The 20,275-nt window shown below is 47.9% G+C and carries 23 protein-coding genes; 15 read left to right on the forward strand and 8 right to left on the reverse strand.

Going from position 1 to position 20,275, the window contains the following annotated elements:
• Positions 1-29 precede the first annotated feature (29 nt).
• Positions 30-275 carry a hypothetical protein gene (locus C7387_RS08355; RefSeq protein ID WP_120816493.1) on the reverse strand — a complete coding sequence of 82 codons (246 nt, stop codon included), beginning with the start codon at positions 273-275 and terminating at the stop codon, positions 30-32.
• A 618-nt stretch (positions 276-893) separates the two neighbouring features.
• Here C7387_RS08355 and C7387_RS08360 point away from each other — a divergent pair.
• The 4 genes from C7387_RS08360 to C7387_RS23055 all read left to right on the forward strand — a co-directional run bounded on the left by C7387_RS08360 (position 894) and on the right by C7387_RS23055 (position 5,368).
• A complete protein-coding gene (locus C7387_RS08360; RefSeq protein ID WP_120816494.1) occupies positions 894-1,757 on the forward strand; it encodes a helix-turn-helix domain-containing protein in 864 nt (287 codons plus the stop codon).
• Positions 1,758-1,836: 79 nt separating this feature from the next.
• Positions 1,837-2,370 (forward strand): hypothetical protein, encoded by a 534-nt coding sequence (locus C7387_RS08365; protein WP_120816495.1) that lies wholly within the window; start codon positions 1,837-1,839, stop codon positions 2,368-2,370.
• 19 nt (positions 2,371-2,389) lie between these two features.
• The gene (locus C7387_RS08370; protein WP_134436737.1) at positions 2,390-2,647 is read left to right on the forward strand and encodes a hypothetical protein; all 258 of its coding nucleotides are present in this window, start codon (positions 2,390-2,392) and stop codon (positions 2,645-2,647) included.
• Positions 2,648-2,788: 141 nt separating this feature from the next.
• Positions 2,789-5,368, forward strand: a complete 2,580-nt coding sequence (locus C7387_RS23055; RefSeq protein WP_211326891.1) for a hypothetical protein — start codon at positions 2,789-2,791, stop codon at positions 5,366-5,368.
• Between the two features lie 75 nt (positions 5,369-5,443).
• Here the strand turns inward: C7387_RS23055 and C7387_RS08380 are convergent, their stop codons facing one another.
• From C7387_RS08380 to C7387_RS08400, 5 genes are read right to left on the reverse strand one after another with little or no spacing between them, the layout of a single operon-like run.
• On the reverse strand, positions 5,444-5,866 hold the full coding sequence (locus C7387_RS08380; protein WP_120816497.1) for a PerC family transcriptional regulator: 423 nt from the start codon (positions 5,864-5,866) through the stop codon (positions 5,444-5,446).
• A 19-nt stretch (positions 5,867-5,885) separates the two neighbouring features.
• Positions 5,886-6,626 carry an ATP-binding protein gene (locus tag C7387_RS08385; RefSeq protein ID WP_120816498.1) on the reverse strand — a complete coding sequence of 247 codons (741 nt, stop codon included), beginning with the start codon at positions 6,624-6,626 and terminating at the stop codon, positions 5,886-5,888.
• Between the two features lie 2 nt (positions 6,627-6,628).
• The gene (locus tag C7387_RS08390) at positions 6,629-7,402 is read right to left on the reverse strand and encodes a DnaT-like ssDNA-binding domain-containing protein (RefSeq protein WP_120816499.1); all 774 of its coding nucleotides are present in this window, start codon (positions 7,400-7,402) and stop codon (positions 6,629-6,631) included.
• A 49-nt stretch (positions 7,403-7,451) separates the two neighbouring features.
• Positions 7,452-8,009, reverse strand: a complete 558-nt coding sequence (locus tag C7387_RS08395) for a toxin YdaT family protein (protein WP_120816500.1) — start codon at positions 8,007-8,009, stop codon at positions 7,452-7,454.
• Between the two features lie 2 nt (positions 8,010-8,011).
• Positions 8,012-8,242, reverse strand: a complete 231-nt coding sequence (locus C7387_RS08400; protein WP_120816501.1) for a transcriptional regulator — start codon at positions 8,240-8,242, stop codon at positions 8,012-8,014.
• 122 nt (positions 8,243-8,364) lie between these two features.
• Between C7387_RS08400 and C7387_RS08405 the strand changes: the two genes are divergently transcribed.
• The 6 genes from C7387_RS08405 to C7387_RS08425 all read left to right on the forward strand — a co-directional run bounded on the left by C7387_RS08405 (position 8,365) and on the right by C7387_RS08425 (position 13,358).
• The gene (locus C7387_RS08405) at positions 8,365-8,769 is read left to right on the forward strand and encodes a helix-turn-helix domain-containing protein (RefSeq protein ID WP_166791114.1); all 405 of its coding nucleotides are present in this window, start codon (positions 8,365-8,367) and stop codon (positions 8,767-8,769) included.
• Between the two features lie 280 nt (positions 8,770-9,049).
• Positions 9,050-9,187 (forward strand): hypothetical protein, encoded by a 138-nt coding sequence (locus tag C7387_RS23010; protein WP_166791115.1) that lies wholly within the window; start codon positions 9,050-9,052, stop codon positions 9,185-9,187.
• Between the two features lie 42 nt (positions 9,188-9,229).
• Positions 9,230-9,553 carry an Rrf2 family transcriptional regulator gene (locus tag C7387_RS08410; RefSeq protein WP_120816503.1) on the forward strand — a complete coding sequence of 108 codons (324 nt, stop codon included), beginning with the start codon at positions 9,230-9,232 and terminating at the stop codon, positions 9,551-9,553.
• Positions 9,554-9,702: 149 nt separating this feature from the next.
• On the forward strand, positions 9,703-11,943 hold the full coding sequence (locus tag C7387_RS08415; RefSeq protein WP_120816504.1) for a 3'-5' exonuclease: 2,241 nt from the start codon (positions 9,703-9,705) through the stop codon (positions 11,941-11,943).
• Positions 11,944-11,995: 52 nt separating this feature from the next.
• The gene (locus tag C7387_RS08420) at positions 11,996-12,241 is read left to right on the forward strand and encodes an excisionase (RefSeq protein ID WP_120816738.1); all 246 of its coding nucleotides are present in this window, start codon (positions 11,996-11,998) and stop codon (positions 12,239-12,241) included.
• Complete coding sequence (locus C7387_RS08425; protein ID WP_120816505.1) at positions 12,222-13,358, forward strand: site-specific integrase; 1,137 nt, start codon at positions 12,222-12,224, stop codon at positions 13,356-13,358. The genes C7387_RS08420 and C7387_RS08425 overlap by 20 nt, the downstream gene beginning before the upstream one ends.
• 180 nt (positions 13,359-13,538) lie before the next feature.
• On the opposite strand, the gene C7387_RS08430 is transcribed toward C7387_RS08425, so the two are convergent.
• Positions 13,539-14,117 (reverse strand): hypothetical protein, encoded by a 579-nt coding sequence (locus C7387_RS08430; RefSeq protein WP_120816506.1) that lies wholly within the window; start codon positions 14,115-14,117, stop codon positions 13,539-13,541.
• A 348-nt stretch (positions 14,118-14,465) separates the two neighbouring features.
• On the reverse strand, positions 14,466-15,716 hold the full coding sequence (gene icd, locus C7387_RS08435; RefSeq protein WP_006819534.1) for an NADP-dependent isocitrate dehydrogenase: 1,251 nt from the start codon (positions 15,714-15,716) through the stop codon (positions 14,466-14,468).
• Between the two features lie 158 nt (positions 15,717-15,874).
• Here icd and rluE point away from each other — a divergent pair, with 158 nt between their 5' ends.
• From rluE to purB, 5 genes are read left to right on the forward strand one after another with little or no spacing between them, the layout of a single operon-like run.
• Positions 15,875-16,522 (forward strand): 23S rRNA pseudouridine(2457) synthase RluE, encoded by a 648-nt coding sequence (gene rluE / locus C7387_RS08440; RefSeq protein ID WP_120816507.1) that lies wholly within the window; start codon positions 15,875-15,877, stop codon positions 16,520-16,522.
• Between the two features lie 13 nt (positions 16,523-16,535).
• Positions 16,536-17,009, forward strand: coding sequence for an NUDIX hydrolase (locus C7387_RS08445; RefSeq protein WP_006819532.1), 474 nt, complete (start codon positions 16,536-16,538; stop codon positions 17,007-17,009).
• Positions 17,010-17,049: 40 nt separating this feature from the next.
• On the forward strand, positions 17,050-18,159 hold the full coding sequence (mnmA, locus tag C7387_RS08450) for a tRNA 2-thiouridine(34) synthase MnmA (RefSeq protein ID WP_006819531.1): 1,110 nt from the start codon (positions 17,050-17,052) through the stop codon (positions 18,157-18,159).
• A 32-nt stretch (positions 18,160-18,191) separates the two neighbouring features.
• Positions 18,192-18,833 (forward strand): high frequency lysogenization protein HflD, encoded by a 642-nt coding sequence (gene hflD, locus C7387_RS08455; RefSeq protein ID WP_006819530.1) that lies wholly within the window; start codon positions 18,192-18,194, stop codon positions 18,831-18,833.
• 3 nt (positions 18,834-18,836) lie between these two features.
• Positions 18,837-20,207 (forward strand): adenylosuccinate lyase, encoded by a 1,371-nt coding sequence (gene purB, locus C7387_RS08460; RefSeq protein WP_006819529.1) that lies wholly within the window; start codon positions 18,837-18,839, stop codon positions 20,205-20,207.
• The last annotated feature ends 68 nt before the right edge of the window (positions 20,208-20,275 follow it).

A 20,275-nucleotide genomic window follows, 5' to 3' on the forward strand; every position in this document is an offset into this window, starting at 1 on the left:
GTGGCGCAGCAGGTGTAGGTTGTTCAGGCCTACGAGGGGAGTGTAACAGAATTCATGGTAACCCGGTAACCAGCCTTTTCAAGCATCTGTGTGAAGAGAGTTGGCGTACCTACAATCTCATCATCCTGCAACGGCACAAACGAAGCTTCATCACCCCGTCGGTACATCAAAGCACGGTCGCTTTCAGGAAATGAACTCAGTCTGGCGACGATAACCCCATCGTGGCATCTGATGACTGCATAACCTTTCGTCAATTTTTGTTCTTTTTTATCCACTTCAAATCCCCTTTTAAAACCCGATTCACATGGTTGCATTGACGATTTAAAGCAACCAGCTATTTGCCATTTCACAGGTATCCAGAAGGTTCTATTCAACGGCATTCTTATCGTTTATCTATACAGACAGCGGTTAGACTGCTCCCTACAACGCGGATCTCATGAGGCTAGCATCTGGATTCAGCACATAAGACATCTCAGGCACTTTTTTATCCAAATAGGCATCAATTTCTACAAGAAAGTACCCTTTATGAACTATAGATAGTACCGCCTTCATGAACCTCCCAAGAACAATAATACTGTATATAAAAACAGCATTATTCCTTCTCCACTAACTGATTGCAATCTGTTTAATGACCCCATTTGCTAACCACACCTATCTGAAATGATTAGAAAACTAGGTCTTTCGAGTTTTAACTTCTCGACTACCCAAAGATTATGCTCATCAACAGGTTAGTTATCATCAGTAACAGTGTTTAAAAACCCAATGATAAGCAGGTATTTTTAGTAAAAAGGGCCAATTTTTATATTTTTATGCCTAAAAGGGTAAGAAATTATAAAAAACTCAAGGTAATATACAGCCATTACTATTTATTAAATCAGCAAGGCCACTAAGCAATGAGTAAAAAGACGCTATCCGAAATGTTGGAATGGATTGAGGAGAGAATCGTATCGAATATCACGATCGATGACCTGACTCAATTTACCGGATATTCTCGTCGTTTTATTCATGACATATTTCGTCGTTATTTAGACATATCTCCAGGACAGTATATTAAGCAAAGGAAGCTGTGTATGGCAGCAAACTTGTTTAAACTTACATCGCAAAGTGGGTGTCAAATTGCGCTAGAGCTTGGATTTAGCTCCCAGCAATCTCTCTGTCGAGAGTTTAAAAAAGCTTTTGGAGTAACTCCTGGAGAGTATAGAAAAAGAGAGTACTGGGATACTTCCCAGTTATTGCCACCAGTTAAAGCAACAGAAAGCTTCAATGGATTTATTTCCAAAGCAGAAGTTGTCAACCTGCTAGATATTATTCTTGAGGGTTTTGAAACATCTCATGTCGAAGCGTTGCCATATAAAGCTACTAATCGCCAACAGCCTCGGGGGAAAAACATCTTAAAAAAAATCAAAGAAAAAAAACAGAGCGTATATGTTGCATCAGAGTATAAAAAAACAAATAACAATACCAATATGGTCCATGTTGTCACATTTACAGGAGTGAGATTCAATTTCGGGAATACTCAACAAATTGAAAGAAGAAAGATAATTAGTGGCGGTGTATTTGCAAAGTTTATGTTTTGTGGCGACTGGGAAGCATACCAACGCCTTCCTGATTACATATACAGATTAAAACTTACAGAAGCAAACCTGGTAAGACGAGATGGCCCTGATATAGAGTTATTTAAATTTAACAAGAAAGAAGTTGTTTGTGAAGATTATGTCGAGTGTTCTTATTACGTACCGATAATATCATCAAACTGAATCCATTGCAGTCTATAGATGGAGAATAGGCTCAATAATTTCAGTTTACTACCACTCCCAATAAAAGGATTTTTAATAAATGAACCATAAGGTTTTTATAACATTAATTGGCATCACGTTAAGCAATTATTCATTTGCAAAAAATATCACAGAAGATGCAAACCTACGTAACAATAGTCATTGCGAAAACAAACAGTTAATATCCATAAGTGAGAAGCCATTGCTATCACCTCAGAAGGAAGAAAACACAGCCAAAGAAACAGGTGCAGATAAGGTATTTGTGGCAAAAATTAGGGAATTTGTTTCTTCCACGAACGGAGGTTTTCTCGCAACTCGGGCTGATGGTCAAGCACTAATATTGTATAAAGGAAAAGGAAAGTCATCAATAATCATCCAAGTACTAGGGTCTTTGCGAAAGGATGATAGCGGAAAATCATTAGTAACAGCTATTAGTGAAGACATGAACACAATCATTGGCCTAAGCCAGCATGATGGTAATCGTAACGATTATATACCATTCATGGTCAACCGTAACCCAGATGGTACTTATGGGAAAATGGTACCTCTAGAGGCTACAACCTCTTCGGGTAATTTGCTTATAGAAACCCCATAAAGGACAATATTATTAGAACATGACTTTACCCAGCGAAATGGAAAAAATAACTTTAGTTGTTACTGCCATTAGTAAAAACCAGCGAGTAATTATTGGTAAAAAACGTCATGGCAATATTAATCTTGAGCATGTAGTTATAATACGCAACTCAGATGGCTCATTTGGTGAGTTACTCCCACTTATCACAGATATTAATGAAGATGAACTGGATGATAAGATGGAATACTTGATAATAGATATAGGATTCCTTAGTGATGGCTTGAATCCAAATACCTGATGATACTCGCGAGTTATGCATCATACCATTATTTTATTCAGATAATTCATCATATCATCAATCTTTACCAAAAGAAAACCTCAACTCCTTAATAAAACATAACGTCTTCTATAAAACCAAAATCACTGGATTTTCAACAAAATGGAAAAAAAACTTCTTACATTATTGATAGGTGCTGTGCTGAGTAACCAATCAATAGCAAAACAAAACACCACTGAAAACAACAAAAACTATTCCACAAGTCACATATTAGTATCTATTGAGGATGTCTCATCCCCTTGGTTGTTAGATGGTGACTCTTCAGCCATAACGGGATTAGCATATCCAAACTACTGGAGCAGCCCTAACAATTTAATTATTGCTGGCAACCTAAACAAACGAGCTTCTGTTATTTACCTAGGTAGTGATGGCACTCTTCACAAACAGGATTTAGGCACTTTACGTAGCGATAATAGTGGTGAATCAAATGTTTCAGCTATTAGTAATGACGGTACGACAATTGTTGGTTCAAGTGATCATGACAATTCCCGCCTCAAAACAGGTTATGTCTCCTTACGTAACGCCGATGGTTCATATGGAAAAATGACTCCCCTCGGGTCATTGACCTCAGGGGGGCCAGGAGTCAATCCTTATGCTGTATCGAGCTCTGGAAATTTAATAGTAGGTAGCGGATTTTCTAGACAAGGAGTCGAGCACTTAGGTGACTATATCAATCATGCATTTTATTCTTTCAGAAATGATGACGGTAGTTATCAGGCTCCTCAAGAGGTAGCAGGGTTTGGCGGGTTCACTGGGGAGAGAAGTTCAACTGCTTACGGCGTTGGGAAGTTAGTGTTCGGAGGTAGTAATGAATTTTTGGTAGGGGGAATGAATCACTTGATGGAGAAAGACTCAAAGGAGCAAGCTTTTATTGCTTACAAGATAAAAGATAAAAATGAGTTCTATCATGCATACAGTCTTGGATCTCTTATAGGTTCCTCAGGATGGTCTGAAGCCAGAGGAACTGATGGTTCGAGTGCAATCGTTGGTGCTTCTGATAACATCAGAGGAGGAAAGAGTGCCTTTGTTTCTTTGTTACAAGCAACAATTAAAGAGAACTCTATGTCTTCTAACCCTAATGGAATGGATGATTCAGGTAATTCTTATAAGTGGCACATGATTGATCTTGGCACTGCCAAGATCAATAATACAGGATCATCTACTGCTCTTGCTATTTCACCAGATGCAGAAGTCATTGTTGGTGAAAGTGCAAATGATAAAACAACAGAAAACCAGGCCTTCTTCACTTATAGAATTGGGGTTAAGGATAGGATTGCTGATTTTGAAACAAAAGACTTCTCCAAGCCTGTAACTCTTGGAAGTCTTAAAAGTGATGGTGGCGGATGGTCTACAGCAACATCTATTACTCGGAGTGTCGACGGTTTTATCGTTGGTGGGCAGTCAGATACAGACTCTGGTAATAAACACTCATTTCTAGTCAGGCTCAAGGCCAATGACTATTTTGAGCCGCTCCCCCCTCCTGTTGTGGAAAGCACGGATACAGTACCCCCATTAATTCCGGATCCGCCTGCACCTGAGCCAGTTCCGCCTGCACCTGAGCCAGTTCCGCCTGTGCCTGAGCCAGTTCCGCCTGTGCCTGAGCCAGTTCCGCCTGCGCCTGAGCCAGTTCCGCCTGTGCCTGAGCCAGTTCCGCCTGCGCCTGAGCCAGTTCCGCCTGCGCCTGAGCCAGTTCCGCCTGCGCCTGAGCCAGTTCCGCCTGCGCCTGAGCCAGTTCCGCCTGCGCCTGCGCCTGACGTCACGCCATCAAAACTGGTCGATATCGATAATACGTTCAACTCTATAGAGAAAAACGCTAAAAATTTAAATACCCTTTTATCACTTAAGCAATATCAGCTGCGTGATTTAATGGACAGAGACTGCTCATCTGAGTTTGGTAATTATTGTGTTGGTGTGGGTTCATACTTCAATAATGTCGGACATACTGACTCAACAGGGGCGTGGGCAACATTTGCGTATAAACCCACCCCAAAATTCAGAGCTGGCATCTCAATTGACAGCAACATTAATGAACAGAATAAGTATGGATATGACCTGCAAAACAGAAAACCTACGGTAGGCGTTTTTGCTGTATACAGCCCTTCCGATGATTTTAGCTTAAGACTTTCTGCTGCATATGGTAATGACAAGTATGAAGTTACCCGGAAGGGATTCAGTAACATCGAGAATGGGAAAGGCACTTCCCGTATGGAATCCTTCGCACTTGGACTTTCTGGAAAGTACGTGCTTCTTGAGTCTAAAAACTATGATCTGAGTATTCTCAGTGGTGTTAACTATACTTCAATTAAAAGTTCAGGGTATAAAGAAAGTGCTGATCTCGACTTCCCTCTGGAGTATGGGAAAGTTGACTTAAACACAACTACCATCCATGCAGGGTTAAAAACCAGCTACATAATAAATGATTCAGTAATAATGGGTTTAAAAACATCTATTGAGCAAAATCTGAACTACAAGCAGGATAGCTATTCTGCATCGAATAAATATCTTGGTTCATATATCAACAATGATGTTGACGCAACAAAGACTAGATTAAGTGCTAGACCTTACCTGAATATCTCTTTTAACAAGCAACATTCTTTGCATGCTGACCTGTCATGGGAGAGGAGTCGTGTAGGTGGTGGCAGTGATTTAAATACAAGTCTGAACTATAATTATAATTTCTGACAAATAACGAAGCGCAGTTTTTCTGCGCTTCGTTATTCCTTTCACCCCAACCATCATCGTTTTAACAAAGCTATTTTACGCAATCCTTCCCTTCCTCAAGCATTCTTCACGACGCTGTACAATACGCTGTACCTCAAGGGAATTAGCCGCAAGGCTTAGGATATCGGTGTAAACTGTTGCGGCCCGGCGCCAAAGTCCTCGCGACTCCAGCTCTTTAGCAATGCGCTCGGCGTTCTGTAGCTGTTCCGGATCCTGCTTTTCCAGCATGTACGGCAACACCACATCGGGGATATTGGCGCCCGGCGCCACGGTGTAGGTATATTGCGTACCATTGTGATTCCGGATAACACGCCCGCTGGTTGCCAGCTTGCGCAGAAGGTTTCCTGCAGAGCTGGAAGTAATATCCAGCGCCTCGCAAATATCCTGCAGCACACAGCCCGGCGTATGGCGTACAACTACCGCCACCTGGTCTATCTGATTAATACGTTCATTGGTCATTGGTCAAAACTCGCTGTTGTTACTTCACAACCCGTAAATGGGTCACATTCTTTCGGTAACTACCCCAGGTGAAATTCACCCATATACCGCCATCCATCGTCAGGCGATCCATTACTCGCTCGCCGAGAGTTTTTGTTAATTCCTGGTGATTCAGGTTTGTAAGCACCCCCACTGGTTTCAGTGCCGCCAAGCGGCGATCTATAATCTGGTTTAGTAAAACCCACTCTCCGCGAGTCTCCCGCTGTACACCGACCTCATCGAGCACCAGAAGGTCAACACGGCATAAATCATCCAGCAACGCAGCCTCTGACTTGCCCCCGTCATAGCACTCACGAATTCGTAGCATCAGGTCAGGAACTGTTACCACCAGAACGCTGTGCCCTTGCTGCAGCAAGTAGTTTCCTACCGCCGCCGCGAGGTGATTTTTCCCGGTACCGCATCCGCCACTGAACACGAAGCTGGCAAAGCCACTACCGAAGTTATGCGCATAGCTTTTGGCGAGAGAAAGCGCCTGTTTCTGACCATCATTACCGACCTGGTAACTGGCAAAAGTACAATTCCGGTGAAGATCACAGATCCCGGAGCGCCCGAGAATTTTTTGGGAACGGGTCAGTCGGTTCTCTTTTTCGACTTCCTCAGCACGCTTCATGCCCTCGGTTCGCTGCCATTCCATCAATTCAGCGGCGTTGTTGAATCTCGGCTGAACACCAGGTGGCATAAGTTTCTGTAGACGACTAAACAGGTCTATCGTTGATTTCACGGTTACCCCCTGAACCCTGGCGGGATCGTTGTATCAGGTTGAGATATCCCTAATGCGGATGGCTTGCGCGAAGCAGAGGTCTGCTGGCGTGAACGCGAAGTTCTCAAGCTTTGTGCGAAAGTTTGTTCCCACTGCTGCTGGTGTTTAACCTTCCCTTCGCAGCTCCAGTAGTCACGGAACTGCTGGAGCTCTTCGGCGGTGTATCCAGGCTCGTCACCAAGATTTATTCCCCAAAGTGCGGCCTGGCGTGAGAAATCAGTTCCAGGCAACCAGTCGGTGGTAATCTGAAATTTTCCAATCGGAGTAAAACTATCCAGTTCTGGACAAGCTCCTGAAGCCTTTTCAGTTTCCTCACGTGTATCTCTCTCTGGGTTTATATCTTCTCTTCTCTTCTCTTCTCTGGTCCGCTTTTTGTCCGCATCAGATGCGGACGATTTGCGCGCATTTCGCTTTCTGTCAGCTTCTTGTGCCCGTCGTTTTGCTGACTGCCCGTTGTGCTCTGAAAACCTTGGCATACATAGACATGTGCCATTTTCTTCAAGCCAGCCGACAGCAATCATTGCCTGCGAAAACCCATCAAATCCGATCATGTCGTTAAGGGTTTTTGACGTGTATCCATCAAGCTCACCATCTACAGAATGAGCATCAAACAGACACCATGTCGCATGCAGTGCGCCAACGACGCGCAACCTGTCCGCATCCAATGCGGACGCGATGCGGACGACTTTCGGATGCGTGTGCAAATCAGCTCGCATCTTGATCCAGTCTCCAGCCATTACAGGTCTCCCGCTGCGGGTGATTTATTGGTCATTGGTCAAAACTCGATTAAAAACACTGTGGCGCCACGGCACCGACACTTGCCAGAAGCGGCCCTGCAACATCTGCGGGCAACAGATTAAACAGTGCAATAGCAGCCTCACGGATCTCTTTTTCCAGATTTTGCAGCGGCGCTCCGAGCAACTTTGCCTGGTGTGCTTCGCTGCACTCCTTCACCGCGCTTGCCACCAGCTCAACGTCTGATTTTTCACTCATCCTCCAGCCATGTTTCTGAGCAATTTTTAGAGGCATAGCCTCCACAATTGCTGGCGCCAGCTGCATGACGTAGGCGGTGTATTTGTCCGAGAACGTTTCGTTCTTCAGATATCGGAACAGGTTCTGTTTATTAACCGTGATCCCACGCCCGCCCACCGCACTCCATTTCTCAGCCACCAGCAGAGCTATTTGCTCCTGGGCCTGACCGGGTAAACTGGTTTCCCATTCGCGAACGGCATCATGGAGGACACGACGACGCATAGAATCACGTCGACGCGGTACATTCTGATTTTGTGATTTCATAGGGACAGACATTCTCTGGCTAAACTTGTCCGTAACTATTGATTGCATAATTAACAATCCTTCTGCGGCATACCGTCTGTAGGGTTTGGGTACAAATCAGGACGCAACTCGTGAGGAGTTATTCTCCAATCCAGGGCCCTACATGCATTGAGTACCTCAGTGCTGGCGACCTGGGTACGAAACCAGACAGATACTGTTTGAGAGTTTTTACCTATGCGGCGGGCCAGCTCTGACTGACTACCACAAAGCGCGATTATTTTTTTTTGGGTGTTTTCGTTCATTGTTTCTCCCTATTTACGAATCATATATTTGATAAATAATTTGTCAGTGTCAAGAAACTTAATCAGTCACAACTGAAAAGAAACTTTGTATGCTTGCGGATAGGTTTGATTTGGATACGAATATGAACTTCGAAGAAAGACTGTTAAGGGCTCTTGAGGAAGCTGGCATATCTCAATCTGAGTTAGGCCGCAGAGTTGGCGTGAATTCACAGACGGTTAGCAACTGGTGCAATACAGGTAACTTTCCTCGTAAGGAAAAACTTGCATTATTCCCGCAAGCCCTTGGAAAACCTCTCTATTGGTTCTTCATGACAGATGAAGAAGAAGAGTTTCTCCAAACAATAACTGATAGCAAAACAGTCTTAAGTGAAAAGCAGGCTGCTTTACTAGAAGTGTTTGATCAGCTTCCAGACGTAGAGCAAACACGTTTTATACAGCAGGCACGTACCCGGCTGGATGAGCTCGATGAGTTTATGGCCGAGTTCATAAGTAAAAGAAAAATAGAACCGCCCACAGAAAACGACTGATACTAGAAAAAAAGCCGCTTAAAGCGGCTTTTTTTTCGTCCTCAAGATGCCACCACAACTCCCCAAAAAGAAATCACTGATATAAAATATGTCAAATACGAGTTGACCAATGACATATTTATTTGTAGCCTGATTTTAGAAAATCAGTCATCCAGGCAGGACGCCCACGAAGTAGCTGCCGGCGGCATACGAAACACCGGATGAGATGACCAGTCAGCAATGCGCAGCAGGTTTAAACGTTCAGGCAGCCTGCCTTTAAGGGCAAAACGAGGATCAAACCATGACCGATTTCGCACGCAAACCAGCGCGATGCCAGGCCGTACACCTTCCCTTTTTCTGGGTTATTGTACGCCGCATCTGTTACATCCTGGCCCAGAAGGGCAACCCGGCTGCCGACCAACAGCCTGTACAGTTTTAATCGAGTTTTGAGCAATGGCCGGTACGGCCTGGGAAGGTATTCATGGAATTTGGAATGAAGCGAGTGATGGCATCCGTTCAGGCTGTTGCTGTCCTGAATCGAATTTATGACGGCGCACCCGTGTCGCTGACAACTATCAGTAAAGAATCGAAGTTATCCACGTCATATCTTGAGCAGATCTTTAAAAAGCTGCGCACCGGAAACGTCGCTATCTCTCAGCGCGGCCCTGGCGGTGGATATACACCGCGTGAGGGTGATATTTCGGTATCAGATGTAATCCGTGCCGTGAGCAGAATGCCTGAAAACAGAACGTTTGAACCTGTACTTACAGCGCTTGAAACTGTCCTGGTGAAACAGCTGGCATGACCCCATAAAGCACAAAACCCGCGCAAGGCGGGTTAAGTACCCGGTTAGCCGACCAAAGCCTTCCGGAATCGAGTTTTGAACAATGACCACTACCCGTAGGGAGCTATCAAAGTCCCGGGTATCTTACAGCCTAAAGGAACCCGAACGCAATGAACAACTATGCGTATCTCATTAAAGCCAAAGCGAAATCAACTGATGCCAAAAGCCAGTTTTGCCAGTTCCCTGCAAAATCAGATTCACGTGCAGAACGAGAAATTCTGAATATTCTGGAAGATGCTGGTATTCAGGTGGGCCGCGGTGCCGACCACCAACTGCCAATCCGAACCAATTTTCCTGTATTCGATGATCTACCTGAAGATGGCGTGCTGGACGCCACTTGGTGTGACCGTTACGAGCTTGGCGGTGTGGACGGTTTAACCTGGCAAAAAATAGTTGTAGCCGAAGCAGCACCAGCACCAGCATCTACCGTACTGGACACAACCGCACAACCTGCAGATGATTCTGCACCACTACCAGCCACAATAGAACAGCCGCTGCCTTCTGCCAACGAGGACGAAGACCTTGTTATCGATCCCGACGATGATGATCGCACAGAGTACCCAGTAGCGCAGATGACATTCAGCCGTCGCCTGCTCTCACAATTTATTTGTGACTCCACCGCACATCATATTAATCAGGCGCAGCGTGTTCAGGTTATCGAATTATCTATAGATACCGACAACCACTACGTTCAGAATTTATTGCTGACCACCAGAAATATTCCTGAGCTGGAAAATCTCACCACCGCACTGCTGTGGAAATATACCAACGCAGTTAAAACAGTATTTGACCCAGCGTTACGACATGAGCTGACACGAGTAATTCAATTCTCAAAACTTTGGCTCGCAACAGAACACCCAGATCGCGGGATACTCGTTCGTGAGTGGGCGAAGGGAAATCGTATTACATCTGTTATGCGTACCCCAAGTGGTGCTGATGCTGGCGGCTACAACAATACCGATCGCCTGACTCCGCAAACAAAAATCGGGCTGGAGTATGAAATTTCGCTCGGACTGCTAGCTCGCGAGCACGAATTTGATATTTATAACGTCCCTTTCGAGATTGACGCTCAGGCCAGCGCCATGATGAACCGAGTCGATAATCACGAGTTTCTGGCTACCTGTTCGCTTTTCACCTCTATGCCAGGTGGTCTCGATTATTCCCGTGCCTGTAACATCGCCACGGTCAAAACCACACCCGAAGGACTCTGGAAGGATCCACCTCGCCATCGCGAGCACCTGAACCGTGTAATGACGGAAACAGACCACGCACACCCTGATCAGCTTATTGTTGATATTGCCTGCGGGTGTTCCTCTTCGCCTATGCCAATGACTTCAAAAGAACCCCAGCCATCCGAAGAAGAAATCAACAAACAACTGGCTGCCGAGCGTGGTGAACCTGTTCCAGGTATCAGTGACTCAAACGATCCCAATTGGATACATGAGGACCTAACCAAGATGCCTCCGGCACATGGAGAAACAGAGGAGTCAGGAAATGTCAGCGCTGATGTAGAAGACGATAAGCCAAGGAAGAAGACATATGACGATTTGCGGAACGACCTGCACGAAGCGATAGCATCCATTAAACCGAAAAATCCCCCTATTCCGGAGACCACCAGCGATGTGCAGATGGAAGAGACTGGCAACATCGAGGACAAGGCTACAGCACCGATACCAGAAAGCCCGGCAACAGATCTGCCAGTTGAAAGCGATGCTTCAGCTGTTGAGCAAGCAACTGTCCTGAATACCGGTACCAGTCACCATAATAATGATGCCGAAGAGTGCCAGGACTTCCCGCATTTGATGGTTGACGTCGAATCATTGGGGAATAACCCGGATGCTCCCATCGTATCCATCGGCGCTGTGTTCTTTAACCCATCAGTTGGTGCATACGGCCCAGAGTTCTACAAAGTAATCAGCCTCGAGTCGGCAATGGCCTCAGGAGGTATCACGGATGCCAGCACAATTATCTGGTGGCTAAAGCAATCATCTGAAGCGCGATCGGCAATTGTCGTGGACGACGCTATCCCGTTGGATGATGCCCTGCTGCAGTTAAACGACTTTATCAGCGAAAACACTACCAGCGGCGATTTATCAGTTCAGGTATGGGGTAACGGCGCAACGTTCGACAACGTACTAATGCGGCGCTCCTACAAGCGCAGTGGAATCACCTGCCCTTGGAAAATCGTTAATGACCGTGATGTGAGAACCATAGTGGAGCTGGGTAATGCTGTCGGTATCGATCCTCGCTATTCCATCCCGTTCGAAGGTGACATGCATAACGCACTGGCAGATGCACGCCATCAGGCTAAGTACGTATCGGCAATCTGGCAGCGGCTGACTGCAAACTGATTTTTGAAAATCAACATATGGCCCAGTAATGGGCCAAGATGAGGTAATTTCAATGCTTCAGATGTTAACCCTTGAGGAATGGGCTGCAGATAAATACCGCAGTAATCCTCCAAGTCTGAATACTTTACGTCGATACGCTAAAGAGAGCATGTTCACTCCCCCAGCCACTAAAGAAGGACGATATTGGCGGGTCAGAGAAGATGCTGAGATTACAGGTAATTTGACCAAACCCGTAATGAAGAAATCTGATTCACCAATGTTACAAAGGATATTGTCTGATGGCTGCTCGTCCACGTAAAAACAAGGTAAAAGTACCTAACCTCTATCCACTCTACAGTCGGAAGGTCAATAAAGTTTATTGGCGGTACAAGCACCCTGTAACGGGAAAATTTCACGCTCTTGGAACTAATGAGGAAGAGGCTACTGCTATAGCAATTGAAGCTAACGCTCGGTTTGCTGAACAAAGGTCGCGACAGCTGCTTGCATTAAGCGATCGGATCGCCACCAGTAAAGGTAAGGCAATTACTACAACAACATGGCTCGATCGGTACTGGAAGATTCAGGAGGAACGCTTAACAGCTGGTGATATAAAGCAGAATACCTTTAAACAGAAGGCTAAACCCATCGCACTGCTAAAAGAACGAGTTGGAATGAAGCAGATCTCATCAGTCGACGTTCGAGACATAGCAGTGATTCTTGAAGAGTATATTACTGCAGGCCAGCCAAGGATGGCACAGGTTATCAGGTCGGTGTTAATCGATGTGTTCAAGGAAGCTCAGCACTATGGTGAAGTGCTCCCCGGATACAACCCAGCACTTGCTACTAAGCAACCCAGACTCAAGATCACCAGGCAGCGACTCAATCTGGAAGAATGGCAGAAGATTTTCGATATTGCTGACACCAATCACCAGTACATGGGTAATGCAATGCTGCTCGCTCTTGTTACTGGCCAGCGCCTGGGAGACATTTCAAATATGAAATTCAGCGATATCTGGGATGATCAGTTGCATATCGTGCAGGAAAAAACAGGAAGTAAGATTGCGATTCCCCTTTCGCTTCGACTGGACGCCATTAACTTGAGCCTGCGCGATGTAGTCACCCGCTGCCGGGACTATGTAGTTAGCCCTTATCTGATCCATTATTTCCGCTCAACATCCCAGGCTGAGCGTGGCGCTAAGGTAAGCTCGAATACACTCACCACTAACTTCAGTAAAGCACGCGACAAAGCAGAGATTGATTGGGGTGGTGATGGTACCCCAGCAAGCTTCCACGAGCAGCGCTCTTTGGCAGAACGTCTTTATAAGGATCAAGGAATCAACACCCAGAAACTACTGGGGCATAAATCACCAAACCAGACAGCTCGTTATCATGATAATCGGGGTAAGGATTGGATCAGAGTAGCTGTCGAAAAATGAAGCAAACTAGCACCGCCCTCTAAAGTAAAAGGCACCCTTCTGACGACAAAGTGAATAACTGGCTTCCGGCACCTAACGGCAACTTGTCTGTACAAGGCGCTATTTATCAATGGTATATATAATGAACGCTACTCGCTTACAGCTGACCCTACACCTACTTGCCCCTAAGGAGATAGATTCTTAACTAAATGGTTTTAACAACCCCATTTGTGTTAATGATTTAATTAATGTTGTTTTATCAACCAAAGCGCCCCATGCAATGAATATGAGAAGAACAATATGTGCACTAAATAATTTAAGAAAACTCCGTGACATTTCGAAGAAACAAACAACTACAGTTTCTAAAAGTGTTACTAAAAAGAGTACACCCAAACATAGGCTCATCACTAATTCATACGATCTTGTCGTTTCTGCTAGATCTGTCATAGCTGATGAAAACGGTACTAAAGCCAGACCCATAGGAACAAACAATTCTGGGAAGTGAGGTAAATCCCCTACACCATTTGTGATTCTTGCCAGCAATTTATACTGTATGAATCTTTGTTTGAAAGTAATGAAAAGGACAACGCTTGTGATCAGCACATTAAGAAACGCCCTGCAGCGAACCACAAATGCATCCTCGGTCATATTGGTGAATGTCGATAATAAGTGACAAAAAAGGTAAAGTCCTAGCCATAGGATAATTAACAAAAAGAAAAAAACATTACGATATTCATAAATTCTTTGCCATGTAAGCCGATCTTCTTTTGAGCAATCCATCGCATCTTCCTCAGTTAATTATGTATTGATCAAGTTGGTATCTTCAGATTAACCACAGTATTATGGCATAAAAATCATTTTTCACTAGCTTTGAAATTCCACTTATTATTAATAATCCACGTCAACATGCAGAATGAGTACTATGGCATAACTATCTTTGAAGCAATACCCGGTTACCAACTATTAGGTGTGAGCGCGTCTAATAAGCTCAAAACTGAGCGAACAAAAACGACGTTCCTAGTGGGGTTTTGATAACTTATTTTGATAAAATTTTGATAACCGTTCGAATCCTAATAATAAAAAACGGGAACCAACTGGTTCCCGTTCTTATTTAACCCAGTAACTGGATTACATGTTTTCGATGATCGCGTCGCCAAACTCTGAACATTTCAGCAGTTTAGCGCCTTCCATCAGACGTTCGAAATCGTAGGTCACGGTCTTCGCGTTGATGGCACCGCTCATGCCTTTAACGATGAGGTCAGCCGCTTCGGTCCAGCCCATGTGACGCAGCATCATTTCAGCAGAGAGGATAACGGAACCCGGGTTCACTTTATCCTGGCCTGCGTACTTCGGTGCAGTCCCGTGGGTGGCTTCGAACAGTGCGCATTCGTCACCGATGTTGGCACCCGGAGCGATACCGATACCGCCAACCTGCGCCGCCAGGGCGTCAGAGATGTAGTCACCGTTAAGGTTCATACAGGCGATAACGTCGTATTCAGCCGGACGCAGCAGGATCTGCTGCAGGAAGGCATCAGCGATAACGTCTTTGATGATGATCTCTTTGCCGGTTTTCGGGTTCTTCACTTTCTGCCACGGACCGCCGTCAATCAACTCGCCACCGAATTCGGTACGGGCCAGTTCGTAGCCCCAGTCTTTGAACGCACCTTCGGTGAACTTCATGATATTACCCTTGTGTACCAGGGTTACAGAATCACGGTTGTTGTCGATAGCGTACTGGATAGCCGCGCGTACCAGGCGTTTGGTACCTTCTTCTGAACACGGCTTGATGCCGATGCCGCAATGTTCCGGGAAGCGGATTTTCTTCACGCCCATCTCTTCGCGCAGGAACTTGATGACTTTTTCTGCATCAGCGGAGTCAGCTTTCCATTCAATACCGGCGTAGATGTCTTCAGAGTTTTCGCGGAAGATAACCATGTCGGTCAGCTCCGGGTGTTTAACCGGGCTCGGAGTACCGTCGTAGTAACGTACCGGACGCAGGCAGACGTACAGATCCAGCTCCTGGCGCAGGGCAACGTTCAGGGAACGAATGCCGCCGCCGACCGGAGTGGTCAGAGGGCCTTTGATGGCAACACGATATTCACGAATCAGATCGAGCGTTTCAGCAGGCAGCCAGACGTCCTGGCCGTAAACGTGGGTGGATTTCTCACCGGTGTAAATTTCCATCCAGGAAATTTTACGCTCACCTTTGTAGGCTTTTTCAACAGCGGCATCAACCACTTTCAGCATCGGGGGGGTAACGTCAACGCCGATACCATCGCCTTCAATGAACGGGATAATCGGGTTGTGAGGGACGTTCAGTTTGCCGTTTTGCAGGGTGATCTTTTGGCCTTCCGCCGGAACTACTACTTTGCTTTCCATTAACCTCTCCTTCGAGCGCTTCTGGGTTTGCTCTTCCTTTCCACACTGCGGGCGCGAATCAGTTTGAGCAATATAATTTTTTGTTAATGATTTGTAATGAGCGGGTCAATACTACCTGAATGTTGACCGCCATGAAAGGCATTCGTAATTAGGCTATAATGCGGCAATTGACAACGTCTGAAAATACCATGCAGAAAACTTCTAATAGAAATCACCGGGTTGAGCGATTCAGCTCACGACAAAACACTAAAGCGCGTAAACCAACCCAGCCCCGCCGCGTTATTCTGTTCAATAAACCCTACGATGTGCTGCCGCAGTTTACCGATGAAGCAGGACGCAGCACGCTGAAGGATTTTATCCCCGTTCAGGGGGTGTATGCGGCCGGTCGCCTGGACCGTGATAGTGAAGGCCTGCTGGTGTTAACCAACGATGGCGCACTGCAGGCACAGCTCACCCAGCCGGGCAAGCGCACGGGGAAAATTTACTACGTGCAGGTGGAAGGTGAACCCAGCGCTGAGGCGATAGCGGCGCTGCGTAACGGCGTGACGCTGAACGATGGCCCCACCCTGCCTGCTGGGGTTGAGGCAGTAGCGGAGCCCGAATGGCTATGGCCGCGCAACCCGCCTATTCGCGAGCGTAAATCCATTCCCACCGGTTGGTTAAAAATCACCCTTTATGAGGGCCGTAACCGTCAGGTCAGACGCATGACGGCACACGTTGGTCTTCCAACCCTGCGCCTCATTCGTTACGCAATGGGCGGTTATACCCTTGATGATCTCGCCAACGGTGAATGGCGGGATGCCTGACTAAGGAGCCAGAATGTTCAAGCCGCACGTTACCGTTGCCTGCGTGGTTCACGCCGAAGGCAAATTCCTCGTGGTGGAGGAGACCATTAACGGCAAAGCGCTGTGGAACCAGCCTGCCGGGCACCTGGAGGCGGACGAAACCCTGCTGCAGGCCGCCAGTCGCGAACTGTGGGAAGAGACCGGGATCCGCGCTACGCCGCAGCATTTTATTCGTATGCACCAGTGGCTGGCCCCCGATCACACGCCCTTTCTGCGCTTTCTGTTTGCCATCGATCTTAACGAAACGTGCGCGACTGAACCGCACGACAGCGATATCGACCGCTGCCTGTGGCTCACCGCGGAGGAGATCCTGAACGCCAAAAACCTGCGTTCCGCGCTGGTTGCCGAAAGTATTCGCTGCTGGCAGAGCGGCGAGCGGCACCCGCTGTCGCTTGTCGGTGAATTTAACTGGCCATTCACAGAGGGTGTCAAGCCCGGGACTGCGTGATAGAATACGCCGCCTTAAAGTTTAATGTCGTGAGTATTCCATGTCAGATAACAGCCAGAAAAAAGTAATCGTCGGCATGTCCGGCGGTGTCGATTCCTCCGTTTCCGCCTACCTGTTACAACAACAGGGCTATAAGGTGGAGGGCCTGTTCATGAAGAACTGGGAGGAAGATGACGGCGAGGAATACTGCACCGCAGCGGCGGATCTGGCCGACGCTCAGGCCGTTTGCGATAAGCTCGGCATTGAACTGCACACCGTCAACTTTGCTGCAGAATACTGGGATAACGTGTTCGAGCTGTTCCTTGCGGAATATAAAGCCGGACGCACGCCAAACCCGGATATTCTGTGCAACAAAGAAATCAAATTTAAAGCCTTCCTGGAATTTGCCGCAGAAGATCTGGGTGCCGACTACATCGCCACCGGCCACTACGTGCGCCGCGCCGATGTTGACGGCAAAAGCCAGCTGCTGCGCGGCCTTGATGGCAACAAAGACCAGAGCTATTTCCTCTACACCCTGAGCCATGAGCAGATTGCCCAGAGCCTGTTCCCGGTGGGTGAGCTGGAAAAACCTGAGGTCCGTAAAATCGCCGAAGCACTCGACCTCATCACCGCGAAGAAAAAAGATTCTACCGGTATCTGCTTCATCGGTGAGCGTAAATTCCGTGAATTCCTTGGCCGCTACCTGCCGGCGCAGCCGGGTAAAATCCTGACCGTTGATGGTGAAGAGATTGGCCAGCACCAGGGCCTGATGTACCACACCCTCGGTCAGCGTAAAGGGCTCGGCATCGGTGGCACCAAAGAAGGTAGCGAAGATCCGTGGTACGTGGTCGATAAGGACGTTGAAAACAACATCCTTATCGTTGCCCAGGGTCACGAGCACCCGCGTCTGATGTCCGTAGGACTGATTGCCCAACAGCTGCACTGGGTCAACCGCGAGCCGCTGACCGGCACACTGCGCTGCACCGTGAAAACCCGCTACCGCCAGACCGATATTCCGTGCACCGTCACCGCCATCGACGATGAGCGTATCGAAGTACGGTTTGACGAGCCGGTTGCGGCAGTAACGCCGGGACAGTCTGCGGTCTTTTACAGCGGTGAAGTCTGCCTTGGCGGCGGTATTATTGAACAACGTTTGCCGCTGCCGGTTTAATGCGTTTATTGCACACGAGCTAAGGAGTTTGCGTGGCCAAAAATTATTATGACATCACGCTGGCGCTGGCCGGGATCTGCCAGTCCGCCCGACTCGTACAACAGCTCGCGCATCAGGGGCATTGCGACAGCGATGCCCTGCACGTTTCGCTGAACAGCGTCATCGATCTGAACCCTTCTTCCACCCTCGGCGTGTTTGGCGGCAGCGAAGCCAACCTGCGCCTGGGTCTGGAAACCCTGCTCGCCGTGCTGAACGCCAGCAGCCGCCAGGGACTGAACGCCGAACTCACACGTTATACCCTAAGCATGATGGTGCTGGAGCGTAAACTTGCCGCCGCGAAAGGCGCGATGGATACCCTCGGCAACCGCATCGGTGGGCTACAGCGCCAGCTCGACCATTTTGATTTACAATCTGAAACGCTGCTGAGCGCCATGGCGGGCATTTACGTCGACGTCATCAGCCCGCTTGGTCCGCGTATTCAGGTTACCGGCTCCCCTGCGGTACTGCAAAGTCCTCAGGTTCAGGCCAAAGTTCGTGCTGCACTGCTGGCAGGCATTCGCGCCGCCGTACTGTGGCAGCAGGTTGGCGGTGGCCGCCTGCAACTGATGTTCTCTCGTAGTCGCCTGACCACCCAGGCCAAACACATTCTCGCTCATTTAACCCCGGAGTTGTGATTTATGGAATTATCCTCACTGACCGCCGTTTCCCCTGTCGATGGACGCTACGGCGATAAAGTCAGCGCGCTGCGCGGGATCTTCAGCGAATACGGTTTGCTGAAATTCCGTGTACAGGTTGAAGTACGCTGGCTGCAAAAACTGGCCGCGCACGCAGCGATCAAGGAAGTTCCTGCTTTTGCTGCCGACGCAAACGGTTACCTCGATACTATCGTCGCCAACTTTAATGAAGAAGATGCCGCTCGCATTAAGACCATCGAGCGCACCACCAACCACGACGTGAAAGCGGTTGAGTACTTCCTCAAAGAGAAAGTGGCAGCGATCCCGGAACTGCACGCGGTGTCTGAATTCATCCACTTCGCCTGCACCTCCGAAGACATCAACAACCTCTCCCACGCGCTGATGCTGAAAACCGCCCGCGATGAAGTGGTGCTGCCATACTGGCGCAAGCTCATCGACGCGGTGAAAGATCTCGCGGTGCAGTACCGTGATATCCCGCTGCTCTCCCGTACCCACGGCCAGCCGGCAACCCCATCCACCATGGGTAAAGAGATGGCGAACGTCGCATACCGTATGGAGCGTCAGTACCGTCAGCTGAACCAGGTGGAGATCCTCGGCAAAATCAACGGTGCCGTGGGTAACTATAACGCCCACATCGCCGCGTACCCGGAAGTTGACTGGCACCAGTTCAGCGAAGAGTTTGTATCTTCTCTCGGTATTCAATGGAACCCGTACACCACTCAGATTGAGCCGCACGACTATATCGCAGAGCTGTTCGACTGCATCGCCCGTTTCAACACCATCCTCATCGATTTCGATCGTGACGTCTGGGGCTACGTGGCGCTGAACCACTTCAAGCAAAAAACCGTGGCGGGCGAAATCGGCTCCTCCACCATGCCGCATAAAGTGAACCCGATTGACTTCGAAAACTCCGAAGGCAACCTGGGCCTGGCTAACGCCGTACTGCAGCACCTGGCGAGCAAACTGCCGGTCTCCCGCTGGCAGCGTGACCTGACCGACTCCACCGTGCTGCGTAACCTCGGCGTGGGTATTGGCTATGCGCTCATCGCGTATCAGTCCACCCTGAAAGGCGTAAGTAAGCTCGAAGTGAACCGCGATCGTCTGCTGGCAGAACTCGACAGCAACTGGGAAGTCCTGGCTGAGCCAATTCAGACCGTGATGCGCCGCTACGGCATTGAGAAGCCGTATGAAAAACTGAAAGAACTGACCCGCGGCAAGCGCGTGGATGCCGAAGGCATGAAGCAGTTCATCGACAGCCTGGCGCTGCCGGAAGAAGAAAAAACCCGTCTGAAGGCGATGACCCCGGCTAACTACCTGGGCCGTGCTATTCAGATGGTTGACGATCTGAAGTAAGCTTCTCTCCCCTCTCTGCGCCCGCGCAGAGAGGTTTTCCCCCGGTTTAATAAATGTTTATCTCCGAA

The sequence above is a fragment of the Yokenella regensburgei genome (assembly GCF_003634235.1).
GTDB classification, from domain to species: domain Bacteria; phylum Pseudomonadota; class Gammaproteobacteria; order Enterobacterales; family Enterobacteriaceae; genus Yokenella; species Yokenella regensburgei.

What these genes read in the sequence shown, in the direction of transcription:
- C7387_RS08415 (WP_120816504.1), top strand. Translation starts at nt 9,703, where the DNA reads ATGAACAACTATGCGTATCTCATTAAAGCCAAAGCGAAATCAACTGAT.
- C7387_RS08420 (WP_120816738.1), top strand. Translation starts at nt 11,996, where the DNA reads ATGCTTCAGATGTTAACCCTTGAGGAATGGGCTGCAGATAAATACCGC.
- icd (WP_006819534.1), bottom strand. Translation starts at nt 15,716, where the DNA reads ATGGAAAGCAAAGTAGTAGTTCCGGCGGAAGGCCAAAAGATCACCCTG.
- purB (WP_006819529.1), top strand. Translation starts at nt 18,837, where the DNA reads ATGGAATTATCCTCACTGACCGCCGTTTCCCCTGTCGATGGACGCTAC.
- C7387_RS23010 (WP_166791115.1), top strand. Translation starts at nt 9,050, where the DNA reads ATGACCGATTTCGCACGCAAACCAGCGCGATGCCAGGCCGTACACCTT.
- C7387_RS08380 (WP_120816497.1), bottom strand. Translation starts at nt 5,866, where the DNA reads ATGACCAATGAACGTATTAATCAGATAGACCAGGTGGCGGTAGTTGTA.
- C7387_RS08445 (WP_006819532.1), top strand. Translation starts at nt 16,536, where the DNA reads ATGTTCAAGCCGCACGTTACCGTTGCCTGCGTGGTTCACGCCGAAGGC.
- C7387_RS08395 (WP_120816500.1), bottom strand. Translation starts at nt 8,009, where the DNA reads ATGCAATCAATAGTTACGGACAAGTTTAGCCAGAGAATGTCTGTCCCT.
- C7387_RS08405 (WP_166791114.1), top strand. Translation starts at nt 8,365, where the DNA reads ATGAACTTCGAAGAAAGACTGTTAAGGGCTCTTGAGGAAGCTGGCATA.
- mnmA (WP_006819531.1), top strand. Translation starts at nt 17,050, where the DNA reads ATGTCAGATAACAGCCAGAAAAAAGTAATCGTCGGCATGTCCGGCGGT.
- C7387_RS08360 (WP_120816494.1), top strand. Translation starts at nt 894, where the DNA reads ATGAGTAAAAAGACGCTATCCGAAATGTTGGAATGGATTGAGGAGAGA.
- rluE (WP_120816507.1), top strand. Translation starts at nt 15,875, where the DNA reads ATGCGGCAATTGACAACGTCTGAAAATACCATGCAGAAAACTTCTAAT.
- C7387_RS08370 (WP_134436737.1), top strand. Translation starts at nt 2,390, where the DNA reads ATGACTTTACCCAGCGAAATGGAAAAAATAACTTTAGTTGTTACTGCC.
- C7387_RS23055 (WP_211326891.1), top strand. Translation starts at nt 2,789, where the DNA reads ATGGAAAAAAAACTTCTTACATTATTGATAGGTGCTGTGCTGAGTAAC.
- C7387_RS08430 (WP_120816506.1), bottom strand. Translation starts at nt 14,117, where the DNA reads ATGGATTGCTCAAAAGAAGATCGGCTTACATGGCAAAGAATTTATGAA.
- C7387_RS08365 (WP_120816495.1), top strand. Translation starts at nt 1,837, where the DNA reads ATGAACCATAAGGTTTTTATAACATTAATTGGCATCACGTTAAGCAAT.
- C7387_RS08400 (WP_120816501.1), bottom strand. Translation starts at nt 8,242, where the DNA reads ATGAACGAAAACACCCAAAAAAAAATAATCGCGCTTTGTGGTAGTCAG.
- C7387_RS08390 (WP_120816499.1), bottom strand. Translation starts at nt 7,402, where the DNA reads ATGGCTGGAGACTGGATCAAGATGCGAGCTGATTTGCACACGCATCCG.
- C7387_RS08425 (WP_120816505.1), top strand. Translation starts at nt 12,222, where the DNA reads ATGGCTGCTCGTCCACGTAAAAACAAGGTAAAAGTACCTAACCTCTAT.
- C7387_RS08410 (WP_120816503.1), top strand. Translation starts at nt 9,230, where the DNA reads ATGGAATTTGGAATGAAGCGAGTGATGGCATCCGTTCAGGCTGTTGCT.